Below are 20725 nucleotides of genomic sequence, written 5' to 3'. Positions count from 1 at the left end.
ACCCCCACCCGGATTCGGGGCCGCCGTGCCCCCACCCCCACCACCTCCCGGTGCCGGCACGCAGGCACCGCCCGCACCGGTGTTCGGGATTCCGGTTCCCCCGCCGCCCGGCGCACCCGGCGCACAACCCAACGCGCCCACCGCACCAGCAGGCCCGTTCTCACCCCGGCGGGACGCCGCCCTGAAGAACGGCACCCTGAACGGGTTGCCGGCCGTCTTCCCCTCCGTACCGCTGACGATCACCGACGTCGAGATCAACCTCGGCCAGGTCCAAGCCGGGTTCGACGCGATGTTCGACACCCTCCGCACCACCTACAACGTCACGACCACCCCGAACGTGAACCCCGACGTGGTCGTGCAGTTCAACGAGCAGACCTTCGCCAAGCACTTCGCCCTGCAGCAGGAACTGGACACGGCGCTGGAGACCGGCGAGCCCAACGTCATCCAGCTGCCCACACCCTGCTGAACCAGGTCGTCCAGGCCAAGGTCGGCCCCAACGGCGACGTCGCCGCGACCCGGCAAGGGCTCATCGACAGCACCCTCACCAACCCGGCCCGCTCCATCAACGGCCACGTGCTGCTCAACACCGGCCACCTCGACGGCCTCACCACCGACCCCGCACGCAAGGCCGACGCCATCCGACACCTGCTGACCCACGAGTTCATGCACGTGCACTCCGTCGGCAGCGAGATCACCTTCGCCCACCGCGACGGTCAAGGCGGCGTCTACAACAAGAACGTCAACCCCGACGAGGCCGTCACCGAACTGCTGGCCCGCAACATCACCGACGCCCTGTCCGAACGCCTCGGCGAAACCAGCCAGTACAACCAGGACGAGAACGGCGTCAACCGCTACCAGAACTACGTCGACCTGCTCAACAACGAGTTCGACAAGACCCGCGGCCGGTGGGCCGCCCCGTTCGACCCCGACGCCACGTTCCAGGACATGCTCGACGACTACTTCGGTGGCAACGAGCCCGACGGCCCGTCCCAGACGCGGTCCGCACCACCCGCCGACATCGACGCGCCGCCGTCGGTGGACCCGGAGGTGCCACCGACCAAGGACAAGGACGTCGCCGCGGACGAGTCCTGGCGGCACAGCACGGCGAACACCGCGGACTGGTTCGCGCCGAAGGACCCGCAGCCCTCGGCGTCGTGGGATTCGGTGCGGGACAAGGCTCCCGTGCGCACGGTCGACACCGAGGTCGCCGACGTGCAGCGGTCGAGCACACCGCGCAACATCGACTCCCTGACCGGCATCATCCGGCACGACGTGCGCAGGATGGAGGTGGCGCCCGGGAACTGGGTGAAGGAGTACACCCTCAAGGTGCACCTCAAGCCCGGTGACGGCGTGTTGCAGTCCGATGTGGACGCTGTGGCGCAGAAGACGACCGCCGGCGTGGACCGGTTGCTGAACCAGGGTCACCGGCTGCCCTCGGGCGACCAGTTCCACGCCAGGGTCGAGTTCGTCACCGACCCCGCGCAGGCGCACACCACGGTCGACGTGGCGAAGTCCGCGACGGCGGACCAGCTCAACTGGGGCACGCAGACCTCGGAGAACGTGCTCGCCCACGAGGTGGCGCACTACTTCGGCCTGCCCGACGAGTACAAGGACGCGGCCGGTCCGGACGCCCGCATCTTCAACAGCGACGGCAAACCGCTGCCGCCGGGGCACACCCAGTCGAACCTGGTGGTGAACGACGACGGGCTGATGGGCGCGGGAGTGCACGGCGACCCGTCGATCAAGCCGCGGCACCTGTGGACGATCGAGCGCACCACCGACAGCCAGGTGATGGTGCCCGACGCCGACCACGCCACGCTGCACGACCCGGACTCGCCCCGCCAGACCCCGCCGCCCCGACTGCCCGACTTCGGCACCCGGCCCGACCTCCACCCCAGGCCGGTCAGCAACACCGATACCGACAACGACGCCAACAGCGACGCCGAAGCCGACGCCCAGCCCGCCGGCCCACCCGCGCCGCCGCCCCCGCCGCCCCTGCCGGGAGCCACCTCCACGCAGCAAGCAGCAGTGCCGCCACCGCCACCGCCGCCACCTCCGGCACCGACCTTCGGGACGCAAGCACCGCCCCCGCCCCCACCTGCGCCACCGGCACCGACTTTCGGGTCGCAAGCACCACCACCACCGCCGCCGCCACCTGCGCCGACCTTCGGGACGCAAGCGGCAGTGCCACCGCCGCCGGCACCTCCGGCGCCGAATTTCGGAGCAACAGCACCGCCGCACGCGCCCCCGCCACCGCTCGGACCCGACACGCAGGCCGGGCCGACGAACGCGCCCACCACCCCGCCAGGCCCCTACTCGAACGTCCGGGACGCGGACCTGAAGGACGGCATCCTGGCCAGGCTGCCCGACCGGATCACCCCGGCACCGCTGACCATCGCGGGCGTCCAGGTCGACATCGGGCAGGTCCAGGCCGGCTTCGACGCGCTGTCCGGCAAGCTGGGCGAGTTCGGCATCACCACCACCCCCGACGTGAACCCCGACCTGGTCGTGCAGCTCGACCAGCAGACGTTCGCCAGGCACTTCGCCGTCCAGCAGGAACTGGACACCACCCTGCTGAACCAGGTCGTCCAGGCCAAGGTCGGCCCCAACGGCGACGTCGCCGCGACCCGGCAAGGGCTCATCGACAGCACCCTCACCAACCCGGCACGGGCGATCAACGGGCACGTCCTGCTGAACACCGACCACCTCGACGGCCTCACCACAGACCCCGCACGCAAGGCCGACGCCATCCGGCACCTGCTGACCCACGAGTTCATGCACGTGCACTCCGTCGGCAGCGACGTCACCTTCGCCCACCGCGACGGACAAGGCGGCGTCTACAACAAGAACCTCAACCCCGACGAGGCCGTCACCGAACTGCTGGCCCGCCGGATCACCGACGCCCTCGCCGAGCGCGAGGGGAAACCCAGCCAGTACAACCAGTTCCCCGACGGGACCGTGCGGTACCAGGGCAACATCGACCTGCTCGACCGGGAGTTCAACCGGCCGGCCACGAAGTGGAACAAGTTCGACCCCGCGAACACCTTCCAGACCATGCTGGGCGACTACTTCACCGGTCCCACCCAGACCGACGGCCCGTCCACCCGGTCCCACGGCCCGTCCACGCGGTCCGCCCCGTCCACGCGCCCCGCGCCGCCGATGACCTCGTGGCGCAACCCGTTCCGCTCGACCCCACCGCCGGCGCAGCCGACCATCTCCGCGCCGATCCCGATGGTCAACCTGACCAACCCGGCGCCGAACACCACCCCAGCGCCGAACCCGAACGCGGCACCAGCTCCAGCACCCACACCCACACCCACACCGGCACCCGCGCCGTCAGCAGCACCGGCACCGAACCCCGCACCGAATCCCGGACCGGTGCTCACGTCGCGGAACCTGCCGGACTTCTTCCAGCAGGGCAAGGCGTTGGGCACGATCGCGCCCACCGACGTGCGGGGTGCGAAGCACGTCACCGGCACCATGACCGGTATCACGCCGGGTGACGCCGCCGTCATCGAAAGCGCGCTGGAGAACAACTTCGAGTCGTTCCTCGGCCGAGGCCGCGACTTCCAGGTCAAGATCGACGGCACCTGGTACGAGGCCAACGTCAAGGCCACGATGATGCCGCCGGCCGACGTCGCCGCGGTCACCAGCACGCCGTCCACCACCACCAAGGTGGACATGTCCGTCCAGTCCGGCGCCACCACGGGCACGGCCACCAACCTCACCACCGCCAACGACATCGGTCTCGCCGCCGCAGCGAGCGCGGGCATCGGCCCGTACGGGTCGCTGGCAGGCAAGGTGCAGCTCGCTACGCCCGCCACCACCCTGAACACGTCCTCCGGCACGATCGACCAGCGGATCATCCGCGGCGGCGAGAGCTCGACGAACGTCGACGTCCCGGTCTCCTTCGAGGTCACCCTGACCGCGTCCAACGGCACCGTGCGCGGCCCGCAGGCGGTCAACGGCGGCGTCACCCTCGCCGTGCCGAACGACCTGGAGACGATCGCCAACTCCGGCAACGCCCAACCCGCCGCGGCCCTGCCGCCGGGCTGGGGGACCAAGCTGGAGCACCCGACGCCCGAGGCGGTCACCGACTTCGACGCCGACAAGGCGTTCACGGACGTCGCCGCGAAGATCCACCCGTCGATCACCAAGATCGGCGCCCCGGGCCGCACCGCGCTGCGGGACTTCCTCAACACGACCACCGTCCGCGACAACCTGGGCGCGATGCTGGACGGCTGGGTCACCTCCCCGACCCTGATCAGCCCGCACGGCAGCAAGGCCAACGCCGTGCAGATGAAGGCCACCCTGCTGACCGCCGAACTGGTCGGCACGACCGATGCCGCCCAGCTCCGGCTGCACGAGTCCCAGGCCACGGGCAGCTCGGTGACCGCCACCACCAAGTCCGGCTTCGACATCGCCGCCGGCGTGGGCGGCGGTGTCGGCGTGCCGAACGTGATCGGCGGCGCGGCGGGCATCACCGGCGGCTACTCGGCCCGGACCGTCGAGTCCTCGAACGCGGGCACCACCTCCAGCACCCGCACCGGCATCCAGCTCAAGGGCAGCACCGGCCTGTACAAGGTGACCGCGAACGTCCACGTCCGCACGCCCAACGGCGCGGACGTCGTCATGCCCGTCACCACGTACATGCGGGTCGGCCTGCCAGAGGCCGCCTCGCTGGCCCTGCCGGTGCCACCGGGCACCGACGCCGGGCTCACCAAGCCGGGCACGGCGGGCACCAAGTACCTCCCGCCCTACCTGGCCGCCGACCTGGCGGCGGGCAACGTCAAGGTCGGCGAGTTCGGCCCCGGCGCGCAGGTGCAGTCGCAGGTCCAGTCCACGTTGGCGGCGCTACCCGGCTTCGGGAAGTTCCTGCCGGGCTGGAACAACCCGGACACCGGCTCGCGCAAGGGCCAGAGCCTGGCCGACGTCGCGGAGGCCACGGCCAACCAGCGCAAGCTCGACTCCGAGCTGTCGGCGACCGCGCTGAAGACCAAGATGGACAGCCTGCTCGGCCCCGGTGTGCAGGTGCAGCTCAAGAAGCGCGGCCTGAGCACCAACGAGTACGTCAACATCACGGTCCGCGCCCGACCTGCCGGCGGCAGCCACCTCGGCCAGGTCGACGCGCGCAACGTGCGCGGCTCGGCGAACACCGCGCCGAAGCTGGACAGCACCACCGCCACGCAGAAGTCCGTCAACATCGGCATCGAGGGCAAGGCGGTGTTCCCGGTCAAGACCGCCGACGCCTCGCTCACCCCGACGCCGCAGGTCGGCGCGAAGTACACCTACGGGTGGGGCAACAAGAACACGGGCGGCCCGACGGTCGCCAGCACCGGGCTCAACGTGGGCAGCGCGAACGCCCAGGTGTTCTCGCAGGACCTCGAGTTCGACATCGAGATCACCACGTTCAGCCGCAACCGGTCGTGGGTCAAGCGGGTGACGCCGGGCTCGCCGTTCCTCCAGGTGCCCGAGCCCAAGCTGGTCGCGAAGACCGGTGGGCCGAACCCGCCCGGCGTGGTGAACCTGGACCAGATCGCCGGCCCGGTGCACCTGTGGGTGTCGGACGGCTCGTCGATGGACAACGACCCGTCCGGCTTCCGCCCGGGTCCTCCGGTGTCCACCAGGCTGGACCAGCCGCCGACGATCAAGGACCTGCTCAACCCCCCGGTGCCGCGCCCGCCCGCGCCGGACTTCCTGCACGTCGAGGCGGTGGTCGGCACCGAGGTGGTGCGCGACCAGGCCATCGAGGCGCTCAACCGGGCGGCGAGGGGCGACTCGTCGCTGACCGTGCCCGGCACGGAGGCACGCAACCAGATCGACAAGCTGTTCAGCCCGGAGAGCATCAAGGCCAACCTGCGCAAGCTGACCGAGACCGGCATGCAGGAGAACGGCCTCAAGTACGGCCGCCGGGTCACCGACCGCTCCGGCGCCATCGGCATGTCGATCCAGCTGGGCAACCCGAAGCTGGTGTCGATCTCGGACGACACGGGCACCGAGAACGCGACCACCGGCGGTTACAAGGCGGGTGACGCGAAGAGCAGCAGCCACACCGTCGACCTCACCGCCGGCGTCAACCTGCCCGTGAAGCCGAACGTGACGCCGCCACCGGCCGGCCAGCCCACCCCCACGTCCGGCTCGGGCGGCGTCGCCGTGGCGGGCAAGGTCACGCCGTACTCGTCGTCCAAGACCAGCGCGAACGAGATCAGCGGCAGCGTCGACCGCAACGTCGTCACGCCGCCCAGCGCGCGGACCGTGCTGATCCAGCTGGACGCGGACGTCACGGTGGTCGGCGAGAGCCGGTCGGGCAACGCGGTCTACGGCGGGACGCCGCGCGTGGAGGGTGCTGCGGTCACCCTGCCCGGCGGTGTGTTCGTGCGGGTCAGCGAGGACGTGGCGCGCGAGTTGGGCGTGCTGCCGGACGTGAAGCCGAAGACCCCGCCGCCCGCGTTCGGCACGATGACGCCGCCGGCGACGCTGACACCGGACAACCCCAGTTCGCTCGGTCTGAGCGCGCTCGAAACGCCGCCGGACCTGTCCGGCATGGTCACCGGGCTGATCAACGACCTCAACACCCGGACGAGCGGCCCGTTCAAGAGCGACCTGGTGCCGGATTCGGTGCTCAAGGACTCGATGAACAACTTCCAGCGGCTGGTCGACTTCGCCTCGCCCACGAGCGTCAAGGCGATGATCGACAGTGCGCTGGACGGCGGTGTGCCGCTGCTCCTGCACCAGCCGGGCACGTTCGGCAAGGACACCTACCAGGTCACGCTCAAGGCCCGGGTCACCGGCGCGCCGAGCTTCGACGGTGTCGTCAACGATGGCATCGACATGGAGCACACGACCGCGGGCGCCCAGAAGGTGACCGACGGGCAGGGCAGGGCCACCGGTTGGGGCCTCGGGCTCAAGGCGCCCGGCCTCGCCCAGCCCGGCAGCGCGAACCCGAACGTGTCCGGCGGCGTGGGCGTGATCGCCGCGGCGAACGTCGGCCAGCAGCACAGCAGCACCGTCACCAAGGCGACCACCGAGCAGTTCGGCCACCTGCGGGCGGGCAGCGGCCCGGCGGCGAAGTACACCGTGCCCATCGAGTTCGAGCTGGTGGTGGAGAAGGGCGACCAGCTCGTCACCAGGGCCACCGGGCAACCGCAGGACATCGCGGTGCGGCTGCACGCGGACAACCAGAAGGTGTTCACCCCCGCCGCCACGCCACCGGCCGGCTACTCGTCGACCACGACCGCGCAGCCCGCCGCGCAGGGCACACCGGAGGCCGCGACGGCGTGGCAGCAGAACGGCAACCCGGCGACGTTGCCGCCCAAGGCGTCGGTGGAGAACTACCGCGGCGCCGCCGACCTGCGTGCCGCGGCGATCCAGGCGCTGACCGCGGCGGGCGCCAACCAGGGCATCACGGGCAAGGGCACCGGCCCGTTGAACACGCTGCTGTCCACGCTCGGCTCGGAGAACCTCCAGCCGAGCCTGCCGGGCATGCTCGACGGCCCGCTGACCGTGCCGGGGCTGCACGAGGCGGCCCTGACGTTCGGCCAGCACGCCGACGTGAAGGTCTACGCCAAGCTGGTCAACCCGAGGCTGGGCGGCCTGAGCGACGGCGTGAACCTGGAGAACCCGAGGTCGTCGGTCACCACCACGTCCACCGAGGCCAAGCACAGCGAGACCGGCGACATGTCGGTGGGCTGGGCGACCGGCAGCGCCTCGGTCAAGCCGACCCAGGACCCGAAGGACACCGCGGCCATCGCCCTCGGCGGCATCGAGACCCGGCACGCGGCCGAGGACGCCGAGGCGGTGTCCGGCGGCGCGACCAACAACAAGATCAACAACCTCAAGCCGCAGGGGCGCACCGGCCTGGTCGACTTCGACGTGGAGTACCGCGTGGTCGCCACGATCGGCGGCAAGACCAGCGTGGTGGACCTGAACGTGCCGGGCTCGGCGTCGGTGCGGATGCCGTCACCGGAGGCCGAGTCGGTGCTCGGCCGGGACTTCGACGCCGACCTGAGCGACGCGCAGACCGCGGTCAAGGACACCGCCAAGGCGTGGCGCGACGCCGAGCTGGCGGTGGACCGCGCGCGGCACGACGCCCAGGCCGTGATCAACAGGGTGGCCGCCGACGTCGCCCTGCTCCAGCAGGACCTGACCGACTCGAAGGTGCGGCACAACACCGCGATCGGCACGCAGCTGGCGGAGGCCGGCCGCGTGCCGGACCTGGAGCAGGCCGTCCGGGACGCGCAGGCCGCACGGGACGACGCGAGCACCGCGGTCAAGGACCAGCGCGAGCGGATCACGCACCTCGACTCCGTGCACCAGGACGCGCAGGACGCGCTGGGCGACGCCGACGTCGAGGTGCGCTCCACCGGGCGTGACCTGGCGGGCGCGGACGCGGAGGTGCGGGCGGCGCAGGGCAGGCTGGACGACGCGCAGGCGGCGTTGGACGTCGCCCAGGCCAACCTCGACGCCCACCTGGACCACCGTCCCGAGGGCGCACCGCCGATCGCCACCGACCCGGTGGCGAAGGACCTGGTCGGCAAGGTGGACAGCGCCCGTGCCGCGCGCGACGCCCGCGAGGCCGAGGTCGCCACGGCCGTCGACCTCGCCGCGGCGGCGCAGGCCGCGAACACGGACGCGATCGGGAAGCAGACCGACGCGCGGGTCGCGGTCGAGGACGCGCGGGTCGCCGCGGAACAGGCCCGGATCGACCTGGACCAGGCCGTGATCGACCTGGAAGCGGCGCGGGGCGGCCTGGAGACGGCAGGCACCACGTTGGACACCGGACGTGCGGCGGCCCAGCTGGCGGCGAACGAGCGCGACGCCGCGCTGCGGGCCCAGCAGCAGGTCGAGACCACCATCGCGGACTTGGAAGCGGAGATCACCGCGGCCGAGGTCGAGCTGGACAACCGCCGCACCGAGGCGGACGCGAGGCAGCTCGACTGGTGGAACGCCCGGATCGTGGTGGACCAGCGAATCGCCGACTTCAACCGGCCGACACCGCCGGCCCCACCGCCTCCCCCACCGCCCGGCACCACGCCACCCAGCACCACGCCACCCGGCACCCCACCGCTTGGCACCCCACCGCCTGGCACCACGCCGTCCATCACCATCACGCCGCCGGAATCAGCACCGGCGAGCGGCATCCAGCCGGCCGCCGGCTCCACCCCGAACACCACCGCGTCATCGGCACCGGCAACCGGCATCCAGCCGGTCGTCACCGCTCCGGACACCACCGCGTCCTCGGCACCGTCCACTCCGAACACGCAAGCCGCTCCGCACCCGCCGCTCCCCGACATCACGCACGACGGCACTCACAACGGCACTCACGACGGCGCCCCCGGCGTGCCGCAGACGCACGTGGACGAGGCCATGCGGCACCTCCAGCACACCGCGCAGTCCCTCCTGCCGACCGCACCACCCCCCACCCCGGACGGCCTGTACGCGGCGGTCGCGCACGCCGCCAACGTCACGGCGGCCGACCTGCGCCACAACGTGGTGACCGGCGCCACCGCCCCGGACGTCGCCGCGCACGTGGCCGACTTCACCGCGGCCCGACCGATGCGGAAGAACCAGCTCTACGGCGCGCTGGTGGAGAACCTGAACTGGACCATCACCAACTCGCCGGAGGACGTCCGGGCCGCCAACGCCCGCGACCTCGCCGGACGGCTCATCGCGACCCGGTTGGGGGTGAACCTGGTCATCCACCTGCCCGGCACACCGCCGTTGCCGCTGCCGCCGTTCACCGGCCAGAGCCCGCACGAGGTGCACGTCGACCTCGTCGTGCTGAACGGGGTCGCCACCTTCCGACCGCGCTGACCGGCGAGGACGTCCGCAGTGGACGGTTCCGGTCACCCCGTCGGGTCACCGGAACCGCACAGCCGCGCGACCGGCGCGGTGAGGGGAATCGATCCAGTGGCCGGTGGGTGTCTCGTCGCTCACAGACAGGTCGGGCCGCTGGGTCGGGTGACCTGCACGGGTCTAGCATCCGATGGTCAAGGTCCGAGTACTCAGGTACCGGAGACCAGTCCACCACTGACGCTGGAGGCCGTTGCGCATGGCCGGCACCACCGCACCCGAGCGGGCGGGTACCCGTAAAGGGGTCGGAACGCTCTACCGCGGCGACCTGGGGATGTGGTCCTGGGTCGCGCACCGCATCACCGGTGTGTTGACGTTCTTCTTCCTGTTCGCGCACGTCCTGGACACCGCACTGGTGCGGGTGTCCCCGGACGCGTACGACAAGGTCATCGAGACCTACAAGAACCCGATCGTCAACCTGTTCGAGGTCGGCCTCGTCGGTGCGGTCCTCTACCACGCGCTCAACGGCATCAGGGTGCTGCTCGTCGACTTCTGGGCCAAGGGCCCCAAGTACCAGAAGCAGATGCTGTGGGCGATCCTCGGCATCTGGGTGCTGGTGATGATCCCCGGCACCTACTTCATGCTGGTCCGCACGGTGTCCGACCTGATCGGTGGGGGTCACTGACCATGAGTGAATCGCTGATCATCGCCAAGCCGCGTTCCCCGCGCCGCCCGGCCGCCCGCCGCAGCAACTTCGAGCTGCACAGCTGGCTGTTCATGCGCATCTCGGGCGTGGCGCTCGTCGTGCTGGTGCTCGGGCACCTGTTCATCATGAACGTGCTCGACGGCGGCGTGCACCGGATCAACTTCGGCTTCGTCGCGGGCCGGTGGGCCTCGCCGTTCTGGCAGTTCTGGGACCTGGCCATGCTGTGGCTGGCCCAGATCCACGGCGGCAACGGCCTGCGCACCGTGATCAACGACTACGCCCGCAAGGACGCGACCCGGTTCTGGCTCAAGGTGCTCCTCTACGTCTCGATGGTGCTGATCATCGCCCTCGGCACGTACGTGATCTTCACCTTCGACCCGAACATCACCGACTGACCCGCCGCGGGGAGTACCAGAGCCATGCAGTTCCACAAGTACGACGTCGTGATCATCGGTGCCGGCGGCGCCGGTATGCGCGCGGCGATCGAGTCCGGCCAGCGCGCCCGCACGGCCGTGCTCACCAAGCTGTACCCGACCAGGTCCCACACGGGTGCCGCGCAGGGCGGCATGTGCGCCGCGCTGGCGAACGTGGAAGAGGACAACTGGGAGTGGCACACCTTCGACACGATCAAGGGCGGCGACTACCTGGTCGACCAGGACGCCGCCGAGATCATGGCGAAGGAGGCCATCGACGCGGTCCTCGACCTGGAGAAGATGGGCCTGCCGTTCAACCGCACGCCCGAGGGCAAGATCGACCAGCGGCGGTTCGGCGGCCACACCCGCAACCACGGTGAGGCGGCCGTCCGCCGGGCCTGCTACGCGGCCGACCGCACCGGCCACATGATCCTCCAGACGCTGTACCAGAACTGCGTCAAGCACGGCATCGAGTTCTTCAACGAGTTCTACGTGCTCGACCTGTGCATGACCGAGACGGCCGACGGCCCGGTGTGCACCGGCGCGGTGGCCTACGAGCTCGCGACCGGCGAGATCCACGTGTTCCAGGCCAAGTCCGTGGTGTTCGCGACGGGCGGCTTCGGCAAGGTCTTCAAGACCACGTCCAACGCGCACACGCTCACCGGCGACGGCATGGGCATCGTGTTCCGCAAGGGCCTGCCGCTGGAGGACATGGAGTTCTACCAGTTCCACCCGACCGGTCTCGCGGGCCTGGGCATCCTGTTGACCGAGGGCGCGCGTGGTGAGGGCGCGATCCTCCGCAACGGCTCCGGTGAGCGGTTCATGGAGCGGTACGCGCCGACCATCAAGGACCTCGCGCCGCGCGACATCGTGGCCCGGTCGATGGCGCTGGAGGTGCTGGAAGGCCGCGGCGCCGGTCCGAACAAGGATTACGTGCTGCTGGACTGCACGCACCTCGGCGCCGAGGTGCTGGAGACGAAGCTCCCCGACATCACCGAGTTCGCCCGCACGTACCTCGCGGTCGACCCGGTGAAGGAGCCGGTGCCCGTCTACCCGACCGCGCACTACGCGATGGGTGGCATCCCGACCAACGTGCACGGCGAGGTGTTGCGGGACAACGACAACATCGTGCCCGGCCTGTACGCGGCCGGCGAGTGCGCCTGCGTGTCCGTGCACGGTGCGAACCGCCTGGGCACCAACTCGCTGCTCGACATCAACGTGTTCGGCCGCCGTGCGGGCATCGCCGCCGCCGAGTACGCCCTGGCGCACGACCACGTCGAGCTGCCGGAGAACCCCGCCGCGCAGGTCGAGGCGCAGGTCGCGCTGGTCCTGTCCGAGCACGGCGAGGAGCGCGTGGCGGACATCCGCACCGAGCTCCAGGCCACCATGGACGCCAACGCGTCGGTGTACCGCACCGAGGACACGCTCAAGACGGCGCTGCACGACGTGCAGGCGTTGAAGGAGCGGTACCAGCGGATCACCGTGCAGGACAAGGGGAAGCGCTTCAACACCGACCTGCTGGAAGCCGTCGAGCTGGGCTTCCTGCTGGAGCTGGCCGAAGTTCTCGTCGTGGGCGCGCTGGCGCGCAAGGAGTCCCGCGGCGGCCACGCGCGCGAGGACTACCCGAACCGCGACGACACGAACTTCATGCGCCACAGCATGTACTACAAGCAGGGCGACGGCTTGGCGGCCGACATCCGGCTCGACTACAAGCCCGTGACGTTCACCCGGTACCAGCCGATGGAGCGCAAGTACTGATGACCGCTACCGCTGAAGTGTCCACCGGCTCGCGCGGCAACCAGCCCCCCGTGCCGGACGGCGCGATCACCGTCACCCTGAAGGTCCGCCGGTTCAACCCGGAGTTCGACGACGAGCCGCGCTGGGACTCGTTCGAGATCCCGGCCCTGCCGTCGGACCGCGTGCTGAACCTGCTGCACTACGTGAAGTGGTACCTGGACGGCACGCTGACGTTCCGCCGATCGTGCGCGCACGGCATCTGCGGGTCGGACGCCATGCGCATCAACGGCGTGAACCGGCTGGCCTGCAAGGTGCTGCTGAAGGACCTGCTGGCGCCGAAGGGCAAGCCGACCACTATCACCGTGGAGGCCATCAAGGGCCTGCCGGTCCACAAGGACCTGCTGGTCGACATGGAGCCGTTCTTCGAGGCGTTCAAGGCGGTCAAGCCTTACCTCATCACGTACGGCAACGAGCCGACGCGTGAACGGCTCCAGTCCGCGGCCGACCGCGAGCGGTTCGACGACACCACGAAGTGCATCCTGTGCGCGGCGTGCACCACGTCGTGCCCGGTGTTCTGGACCGAGGGCTCGTACTTCGGCCCGGCGGCGATCGTGAACGCGCACCGGTTCATCTTCGACAGCCGGGACGAGGGCGCCGAGGAGCGGCTGGACATCCTGAACGACGTGGACGGCGTGTGGCGCTGCCGGACGACGTTCAACTGCACCGACGCCTGCCCGCGTGGCATCCAGGTCACGAAGGCCATCCAGGAGGTCAAGCGCGCGCTGCTGTTCAAGCGCGTCTGACCGGACCTGACGTCGACCCGATCCGACGTCGACCGGACCTGACGTCGAGGGCCCCCGAGCTGCGGCTCGGGGGCCCTCTGCGCGTTCTGAGCGTTGAATTCAGGCGTTCGGAACGTAGGACACGGTTGTCCTGAACGTAGGACTCACGTGTTTGGCTGGTTGGTGGCGGCGGCGCGGGCGGCGCGGGCGGCTCGGGCGGCCTTGGCCCGGCGGTTGCGCAGGTACATGACGAACGCGAGCACGAGGCCCAGGCCGGCCACGGCGGTGATCGGGCCGCCGACGTTGCCGAACGCCGTCTGCATGGCCGTCGCCTTCTGGGCGGTGGCGTCCGGCTCGGTGTTGGCGACCTCGCCGACGCCCGCGCTGGTCGGCGTCGGCCGCGGCTCGGTGGTCTTCTTCTTCGCCTGCGGCGCGCCCTCGACCAGCCGGCCGACCGGGTTGGCCGACGCGGCGGTCTCCAGGCTGAACCCGTAGTCCAGCAGCCGGGCCGCCTGGTCGATGATCCGGACGGGCTGCGGCTGCCCGCGCAGCAGCACCACCACCAGCCGCTTCCCGTTCCGCGCCGCCGCGCCCACGTACGTGTGCTGCGCGTCGTCGGTGAACCCGGACTTGCCGCCCAGCGCACCCTGGTACGTGGTCAGCAGCCGGTTGTCGTTGACGATCGGCACGGTCCCGCTGCCGTTGGCCGCGGGGAAGTCGATCCGCTGCGTCACGACGGCCTTGACGAAGTCCGGGTACTTCATCGCCTCGCGGAAGATCAGCGCCACGTCGTAGGCCGACGTGGACGTGCCCGGCGCGTCCAGCCCGGACGGCGTCACCGCCCGCGTGTCCAGCGCGCCCAGCTCGGCGGCCAGCGCGTTCATCTTGCGGATCGCCGACGGCACACCGCCCAGGCGACGGGCCAGGGCGTGCGCCACGTCGTTCCCGGACGCCATCACCAGCGCCTGGAGCATCTGCTCCACGGTGTACTCGGCGCCGTTGCGCAGCCCGACGCAGGTGCACTCCTGCGCGATGTCCTCGGGCGTCGCCGCCACGGTCGCGTTCGGCGCCAGCTCCTTGGCCACCACCATCGCCAGCAGCACCTTGATCACCGACGCGGGCCGCTGCCGGCCGTGCGGGTCGAGGCCGGCCAGCACCGCGCCGCTGTCGAGGTCGGCCAGCAGCCAGCTCTTGGCCGTGATGCCGTCCGGCAGCGCGGGGGCGTTCGGCGGCAGCACCAGGCCGCACTCACCGAGCCTCTCGCCGCCGATCGGACTCTCCGGCACTTCGAGGGGCCGGGGCGGCTGTTCGCCGGGAGCCGGCTCTTCTGAGGCGTCCACCGGTGGAGGCGGTGACACCTTGTTCTCGCAGGCCGGCTGGGCTACGGCGACCGGCACAGCCGCGAATACCGCGGTGGCCATCAGCGCGCAGGCAGCCACGACCAGGGCAACAGGCCGTCGGAACGCGGAGGAACGCACGCGCCCAGGCTATCCACCCCGGATGAGTGACCTGCACCCGCCACGTCCGATACTGCTCCGGTGAAGCTCTCCCGAGGCATGTCCGCGTTCCTGCTTGCCTTCGGGGTGTGGTCCTGGGTGATCTGGCCGACCTTCCTGCGCAACATCTGGAAGGACCCGCGCTCGTGGGACGGCGGCCCGACCGCGTTCTTCACCGTCCACCTGGTGCTCGTTGTCGCGTCGCTCACATTCGGCACGGTCATCGGCGTGTTGGGCGTCCGCGGCCTGCGCGCCGCCAAGAAGAGCACCGAGTAACCCACCACACCTGGAGGCTCCACCGTGGAGTTCGTGCGTCTGCTGCTGCTGTTCCTGCACCTGCTCGGCATGGGCATGCTCGTCGCCATGTTCTTCGTCCAGCGCCGTGCCGGCGCGGACGCGCCGCTGAACAAGGGCTGGCTGCACGCCGCCGCGCTCCAGCTGCTGACCGGCGTGGCGCTGGTCGGGTTGGCCCCGCTGACCGACCAGGAGTACGACCACGCCAAGATCGGCGTGAAACTGCTGGTCCTGGTGGTCATCGCCGGTCTGGTAGCGATGAACGTGAGCAAGCCGAAGCCCGCCACGTGGCTCACGCCGACCCTCGCCGCCCTGGTGGTCGTCAACACCGGCATCGCGGTCTTCTGGACCTGAGCCCCGGCTCAGCGACGGCGGAACAGCGCGCCCAGCAGCAGCCCCGCGCCGACCAGACCGGCGGCGGCGCGGGGGCTGGGCCCGGACCGCACCTCCACCACCGGCCGGATCACGGCGGGCGGCGGCGCGGGCGGCACGTCGCGCGGCAGGTTCTCCCGCGCCGTGGCCGTCCACGCCGTGATGAACAGCAGGAACTGGGCCACCAGGTTCGCGAACACCAGCACACCGATGATCGGGCCGAACGCCGCGCCCGCCGGCGACGTGGTCACGCTGGTCAGGTAGATCGTGGCGACCTGCTTCAGGACCTCGAACCCGACGGCCGCCGCCAACGCGCCCTTGACCGCGCTGCGCCACCCCACCGGCTCACGGGGCAGCTTGGCCAGCACCCACAGGAACACCAGCCAGTTCGCGGCCAGCGCGAGCACGATCGTGCCGACCTTCAGCAGCGCCTCGGCCCACCACACGCCGTCCAGACCGACCCACCGCAGCACCAGCTCGGCGAACCCGGTGCCGAGCGCCGTCAGGCCGAACGACACCACCAGCGCGAGCCCCAGGGTGACCAGCGCCAGGAGGTCCTTGAGCGCCGTCTTGATGATCGGCAGGTCGGCCTTCGCGTGGCCCCACTGCGCGGTCAGCGCGTCCCGCAGGTTGCTCATCCAGCCGAGGCCGGAGTAGGCGGCGGTCAGCAGGCCCAGCACGCCCACCGTGCCCTTGGACTCGATCGCCTGCTCGACCACGTCGTTGATGGTGGCGCCGAGCGCTCCGGGCACCGCTTCGGCGATGCCCGCCTTCAGCTCGTCCAGCAACTGGGGCTGCGAGGCCAGCACGAAACCGGCGACGGCGAACCCGATCATCAGCATGGGCACCAGCGACAGCACGCTGAAGTACGTCACGGCCGCCGCGTAGTGCGCCCCGTACTGCTTGCTGTACCGCTCCGCGCCGCGGAGCAGGTGGTCGACCCACGGACGCCGCTCGCGCAGCCGGTCGAGCTTCGACGCGTCCTTCGTCCCAGCCTCTTCCGCCACACGAAAACGCTAGTCCGCGCGGTGATCACCCGCCAGTCGGCGGGGATCAGTCGGAGGCGGTGAGGAAACCGATCCGGTCGTAGACCCGCGCCAGCGTCTTGGACGCCACCGAACGCGCCCGCTCGGCGCCGCGCGCCAGCACCTTGTCCAGCTCGGCGGTGTCGTCCAGGTACTCGGCGACCCGCGCCTGCACCGGCGTGACGAACTCCGTGAACACCTCGCCCAGGTCCTTCTTCAGGTCCCCGTAGCCCTTGCCGTCGTAGTCCGCGACCAGGGACTCGACCGACCGGCCGGTCAACGCCGAGAAGATCACCAGCAGGTTGCTCACGCCGGCCTTCGCGGCCGGGTCGTACACGATCTCGCGCCCGGTGTCCGTGACCGCCGACCTGATCTTCTTGGCCGACCGCTTCGGGTCGTCCAGCAGCTCGACCACGCCGGCGGGCACCGACTTCGACATCTTCGACGTCGGGTCCTGGAGGTCGTAGATCTTGGCGGTGTCCTTGACGATGTACGGCTCGGGCAGCCGGAACGTCTTGCCGTACCGGGTGTTGAACCGCTGCGCCAGGTCCCGGGTCAGCTCCAGGTGCTGGCGCTGGTCCTCGCCGACCGGCACGTGGTGCGCCTGGTACAGCAGGATGTCGGCGGCCTGGAGGATCGGGTAGGTGAACAGGCCGACGCCGACGGCCGCTTCCTGCCGGGCCGACTTGTCCTTGAACTGGGTCATCCGGCTGGCCTCGCCGAACCCGGTCAGGCACTGCATGACCCAGCCGAGCTGGGCGTGCTCGGGCACGTGCGACTGCACGAACAGCGAGGAGCGCTCCGGGTCGATGCCCAGCGCGAGCAGCTGCGCGGCGGACACGCGGGTGTTCTGCCGCAGCACCTTGGGGTCCTGCTCGACGGTGATCGCGTGCAGGTCGACGACGCAGTAGAACGCCTCGTGCGTCTCCTGCAACGCCACCCACTGCCGCAGCGCGCCGAGGTAGTTGCCGAGGTGGAACGAGCCTGCGGTCGGCTGGATGCCGGACAGCACTCGGGGACGGCTCACCGGAGCGGCGTTGCCGACGGGCTCGCCGGCGTTCGCGGCGACGTTCTCAGCGGAGTTCTCGACGACCACGGGAGTGATTCTCCCAGGCCGATCAGACCCCGGTGGTAGCGGGCCGCACCTCGATCGCATCGGCCCCGCCCAGGGCTGCCTCGTCGACGACGACGACGGGCTGCTCGGAGGCCGCGCGGACCACCGCGGCCCTCCGGCGACGGACCAGACCTGCCACCAGGCCGATCACGCCGAAGGCCACCGCGCCGATGCCGACCGGGGCGTCCAGGGAGACCGGAGCCGCCACCGAATCGTCTGCCGCCACCGCGACACCTTCGATGACCAGGGATGACGCCGCGCCCAGGAGCAAACCCGGAATCACACCGCGACCGCGCACTGCCCAGCCTCCTCACCAACACCGTGTCACCCACCATGGGGTGAACCTTGTTGACGGACGGCCGCGAACCTACCGAAGCTGTGGGGCTGGGGTGTTCGGTTCAGGTAAACGCGACCGGCGGCAGAGTAACCACCGCCACTCGCGCGGTTCCCCCCAGGGGCCTATCCGACGGGGTCGACTCGGCCATATGTCGTAGTGCGCTGCCTGGCCGGCCGACCGGCCAGCGCCGCGGTCGCGCGCAGCTCGACGGCGGTCCGCGCGGAGCCGTGCTCGGAGCCCGCCATCCGGCTGATGGTCTCCTCCATGAGCGTCCCGCCCAGGTCGTTGGCGCCGCCGCGGAGCACTTCGGCGGTGCCCTCGTCGCCGAGCTTGACCCACGAGCACTGGACGTTGTCGATCCGCCCGTGCAGGGCGAGCCGGGCGAACGCGTGCACGGCCCGGTTGTCCCGCCGCGTGGGGCCGGGACGGGCCACGCCCGCCAGGTAGATCGGCGCGTTGCGGTGCACGAACGGCAGCCCGACGAACTCGGTCAGCCCGCCCGTCCGGTCCTGGAGGGCCGCCAGCGTCCGGAAGTGGCCGAGCCAGTGGCCGGGGTGGTCGACGTGGCCGTACATCATCGTGGACGACGAGCGGATGCCCACCTCGTGCGCGGTGGCGACGACTTCGAGCCACGTCGCCGTGGGCAGCTTGCCCTTGGTCAGCACCCAGCGGACGTCGTCGTCCAGGATCTCGGCGGCGGTGCCGGGGATGGTGTCCAGGCCCGCGTCGCGCAGCTCGGTCAGCCACTCGCGCACGCTCACGCCCGCCTTGGCCGCCGCGCTGACGATCTCCATCGGGCTGAACGCGTGGACGTGCATGCCGGGGACGCGCGCCTTGATCCCGCGCACGACGTCGGCGTAGTAGGTGACCGGCAGCTTCGGGTCGATGCCGCCCTGCATGCAGACCTCGGTGGCGCCCGCGTCCCACGCCTCCTGCGCGCGGTCCGCGACCTCGGCCACGGACAGCCGGAACGCGTCCGCGTCCCGCTCGCGCTGGGCGAACGCGCAGAACCGGCAGCCGACGTAGCAGACGTTCGAGAAGTTGATGTTGCGGTTGACCACGTAGGTGACGTCGTCGCCGACCACTTCGGCGCGCAGCTCGTCGGCGAGCCTGGTCATGGTCTCCAGCGCGGCGCCGTCCGCGGTCAGCAGCGCCATGGCCGCGTCCGTGTCGTCCAGGATCTTCCCCGGATCGGTCTCGGCGAGCTTGAGCGCGCGGGCCGCGTCCTCGGGCAGCCGCTCGACGGCCTTGGGGACGGTCAGCGACGCCCAGTCGCCGTAGACGCTGTCGAAGTCGCCGCGGCGGTCCTCGGTGCGGCCTTCGGTGTCGATCGCGGTGTTCAGGTCGGCCCGGCCGTACGTGTCGAGCCCGCCGTCCGGCTCCTGCCACTCGCGGCCGACGACCGGTGCGCCCGGATCGGCCAGCCCGTCCTGCCCCGCCAGCGCGGAGACGTGCGCGGTGAGCCGGGTGTCGATCCACTGCCCGGCGGTCGCGTTCACGTAGCGCGGGTAGACGGCGAGGCGTTCCCGCAGGTCGAACCCGGCTTCACGGGTGTGCGCGGCGAGCGCGTCCACCTGCGGCCACGGGCGTTCGGGGTTCACGTGGTCCGGCGTCACCGGCGACACGCCGCCCCAGTCGTCGACGCCCGCGCGCAGCATCAGGCCGAACTCGCCGCCGACCAGGTTCGGCGGCGCCTGCACGCTCGTGGACGACGGCATGACCAGCCGCGCCACCGCGATCGTGGCGGCCAGCTCGTGCAGGTCGGCGTCCGGCATGCCGCGCATCGCGGTGTCCGGCTTGGCCCGGAAGTTCTGGATGATCACTTCCTGGATGTGCCCGTACTGGCGGGCGACACCGCGCATGGCCAGCAGCGACTCGGCCCGCTCGGTGATCGTCTCGCCGATGCCGATCAGGATGCCGGTCGTGAACGGCACGTTCACCCGTCCCGCGTCGGTGAGCACCCGCAACCGGACCGCCGGTTCCTTGTCCGGGCTGCCGTAGTGCGCGCCGCCCGGCTCGGACCACAGCCTCTCGGCGGTCGTCTCCAGCATCATCCCCATGCTGGCCGCGACCGGCCGCAGCCGCTGGAACTCCTCCCAGCCGAGCACGCCGGGGTTGAGGTGCGGCAGCAGGCCGGTCTCCTCCAGCACGGCGATCGCGCAGGCCCGCACGTAGTCGAGGGTCGACTCGTAGCCCCGCGCCTCCAGCCACTCGCGCGCCTGCGGCCAGCGGTCCTCCGGCCGGTCGCCCAGCGTGAAGAGGGCTTCCTTGCAGCCCTGGGCGGCGGCGCGACGGGCGATGTCCAGCACCTCGTCCCGCTCCAGGAACGCGGCGGGCAGCCGGTGCGGGACGGTCGCGAACGTGCAGTAGTGGCAGCGGTCCCGGCACAGGCGGGTCAGCGGGATGAACGCGTTGCGGCTGTAGGTGACGACACCCGGCCGCCCCTCCGCGAGCAGGTGGGCGTCGCGCACCCGGCCCGCGGCCTCCAGCAGCGCGTCCAGGTCGTCACCGCGGGCGTGCAGCAGCACGGCGGCCTCGGTGACGTCCAGCACGGCGCCGTCGGCGGCACGGCGCAACGCGCGTCGCATCGCCGACGGGCTCGGCGTCGGGTCCGGCAGGGTGATCGAGATGTCCACGGCCACGTCAACGACCTTAGG

13 protein-coding genes are annotated in these 20725 nt (G+C 71.0%); 8 read left to right on the top strand and 5 right to left on the bottom strand.

The features are described 5' to 3' along the window. From OQ02_RS04880 to OQ02_RS04855, 6 genes are all read left to right on the top strand, one after another. The coding region (locus OQ02_RS04880; RefSeq protein ID WP_442973571.1) for a hypothetical protein at positions 1 to 466 on the top strand (466 nt) is incomplete at its 5' end. Between the two features lie 107 nt (positions 467 to 573). Continuing rightward, a complete protein-coding gene (locus tag OQ02_RS04875; protein ID WP_033436840.1) occupies positions 574 to 9813 on the top strand; it encodes a hypothetical protein in 9240 nt (3079 codons plus the stop codon). A gap of 238 nt (positions 9814 to 10051) precedes the next feature. Continuing rightward, positions 10052 to 10477, top strand: a complete 426-nt coding sequence (gene sdhC, locus OQ02_RS04870) for a succinate dehydrogenase, cytochrome b556 subunit (RefSeq protein ID WP_033436839.1) — start codon at positions 10052 to 10054, stop codon at positions 10475 to 10477. A 2-nt stretch (positions 10478 to 10479) separates the two neighbouring features. Continuing rightward, positions 10480 to 10893, top strand: coding sequence for a succinate dehydrogenase hydrophobic membrane anchor subunit (locus OQ02_RS04865; protein ID WP_033436838.1), 414 nt, complete (start codon positions 10480 to 10482; stop codon positions 10891 to 10893). A gap of 24 nt (positions 10894 to 10917) precedes the next feature. After that, complete coding sequence (sdhA, locus tag OQ02_RS04860) at positions 10918 to 12669, top strand: succinate dehydrogenase flavoprotein subunit (RefSeq protein ID WP_033436837.1); 1752 nt, start codon at positions 10918 to 10920, stop codon at positions 12667 to 12669. Next, positions 12669 to 13451, top strand: coding sequence for a succinate dehydrogenase iron-sulfur subunit (locus OQ02_RS04855; RefSeq protein WP_033436836.1), 783 nt, complete (start codon positions 12669 to 12671; stop codon positions 13449 to 13451). The genes sdhA and OQ02_RS04855 overlap by 1 nt, the downstream gene beginning before the upstream one ends. A 143-nt stretch (positions 13452 to 13594) precedes the next feature. On the opposite strand, the gene OQ02_RS04850 is transcribed toward OQ02_RS04855, so the two are convergent. Further along, the gene (locus OQ02_RS04850) at positions 13595 to 14908 is read right to left on the bottom strand and encodes a D-alanyl-D-alanine carboxypeptidase family protein (protein ID WP_033436835.1); all 1314 of its coding nucleotides are present in this window, start codon (positions 14906 to 14908) and stop codon (positions 13595 to 13597) included. Positions 14909 to 14968: 60 nt separating this feature from the next. On the opposite strand from OQ02_RS04850, the gene OQ02_RS04845 reads away from it, so the two are divergent. Next, positions 14969 to 15202 carry an SCO4848 family membrane protein gene (locus tag OQ02_RS04845; RefSeq protein ID WP_033436834.1) on the top strand — a complete coding sequence of 78 codons (234 nt, stop codon included), beginning with the start codon at positions 14969 to 14971 and terminating at the stop codon, positions 15200 to 15202. A 24-nt stretch (positions 15203 to 15226) separates the two neighbouring features. Further along, positions 15227 to 15574, top strand: coding sequence for a hypothetical protein (locus OQ02_RS04840; RefSeq protein WP_033436833.1), 348 nt, complete (start codon positions 15227 to 15229; stop codon positions 15572 to 15574). Between the two features lie 8 nt (positions 15575 to 15582). On the opposite strand, the gene yhjD is transcribed toward OQ02_RS04840, so the two are convergent. From yhjD to OQ02_RS04820, 4 genes are all read right to left on the bottom strand, one after another. Next, positions 15583 to 16599 carry an inner membrane protein YhjD gene (gene yhjD, locus OQ02_RS04835; protein ID WP_033436832.1) on the bottom strand — a complete coding sequence of 339 codons (1017 nt, stop codon included), beginning with the start codon at positions 16597 to 16599 and terminating at the stop codon, positions 15583 to 15585. A gap of 46 nt (positions 16600 to 16645) precedes the next feature. Beyond that, positions 16646 to 17644, bottom strand: coding sequence for a tryptophan--tRNA ligase (gene trpS, locus OQ02_RS04830; protein WP_033437064.1), 999 nt, complete (start codon positions 17642 to 17644; stop codon positions 16646 to 16648). A gap of 91 nt (positions 17645 to 17735) precedes the next feature. Next, on the bottom strand, positions 17736 to 17957 hold the full coding sequence (locus tag OQ02_RS04825; protein ID WP_156076873.1) for a hypothetical protein: 222 nt from the start codon (positions 17955 to 17957) through the stop codon (positions 17736 to 17738). 233 nt (positions 17958 to 18190) lie between these two features. Then, positions 18191 to 20710 (bottom strand): bifunctional FO biosynthesis protein CofGH, encoded by a 2520-nt coding sequence (locus tag OQ02_RS04820; RefSeq protein WP_033436830.1) that lies wholly within the window; start codon positions 20708 to 20710, stop codon positions 18191 to 18193. Positions 20711 to 20725: the final 15 nt, after the last annotated feature.

The organism is Saccharothrix sp. NRRL B-16314 (assembly GCF_000716595.1).
Lineage (GTDB): Bacteria > Actinomycetota > Actinomycetes > Mycobacteriales > Pseudonocardiaceae > Actinosynnema.
This window is presented reverse-complemented; position numbering and strand designations above follow the sequence as displayed.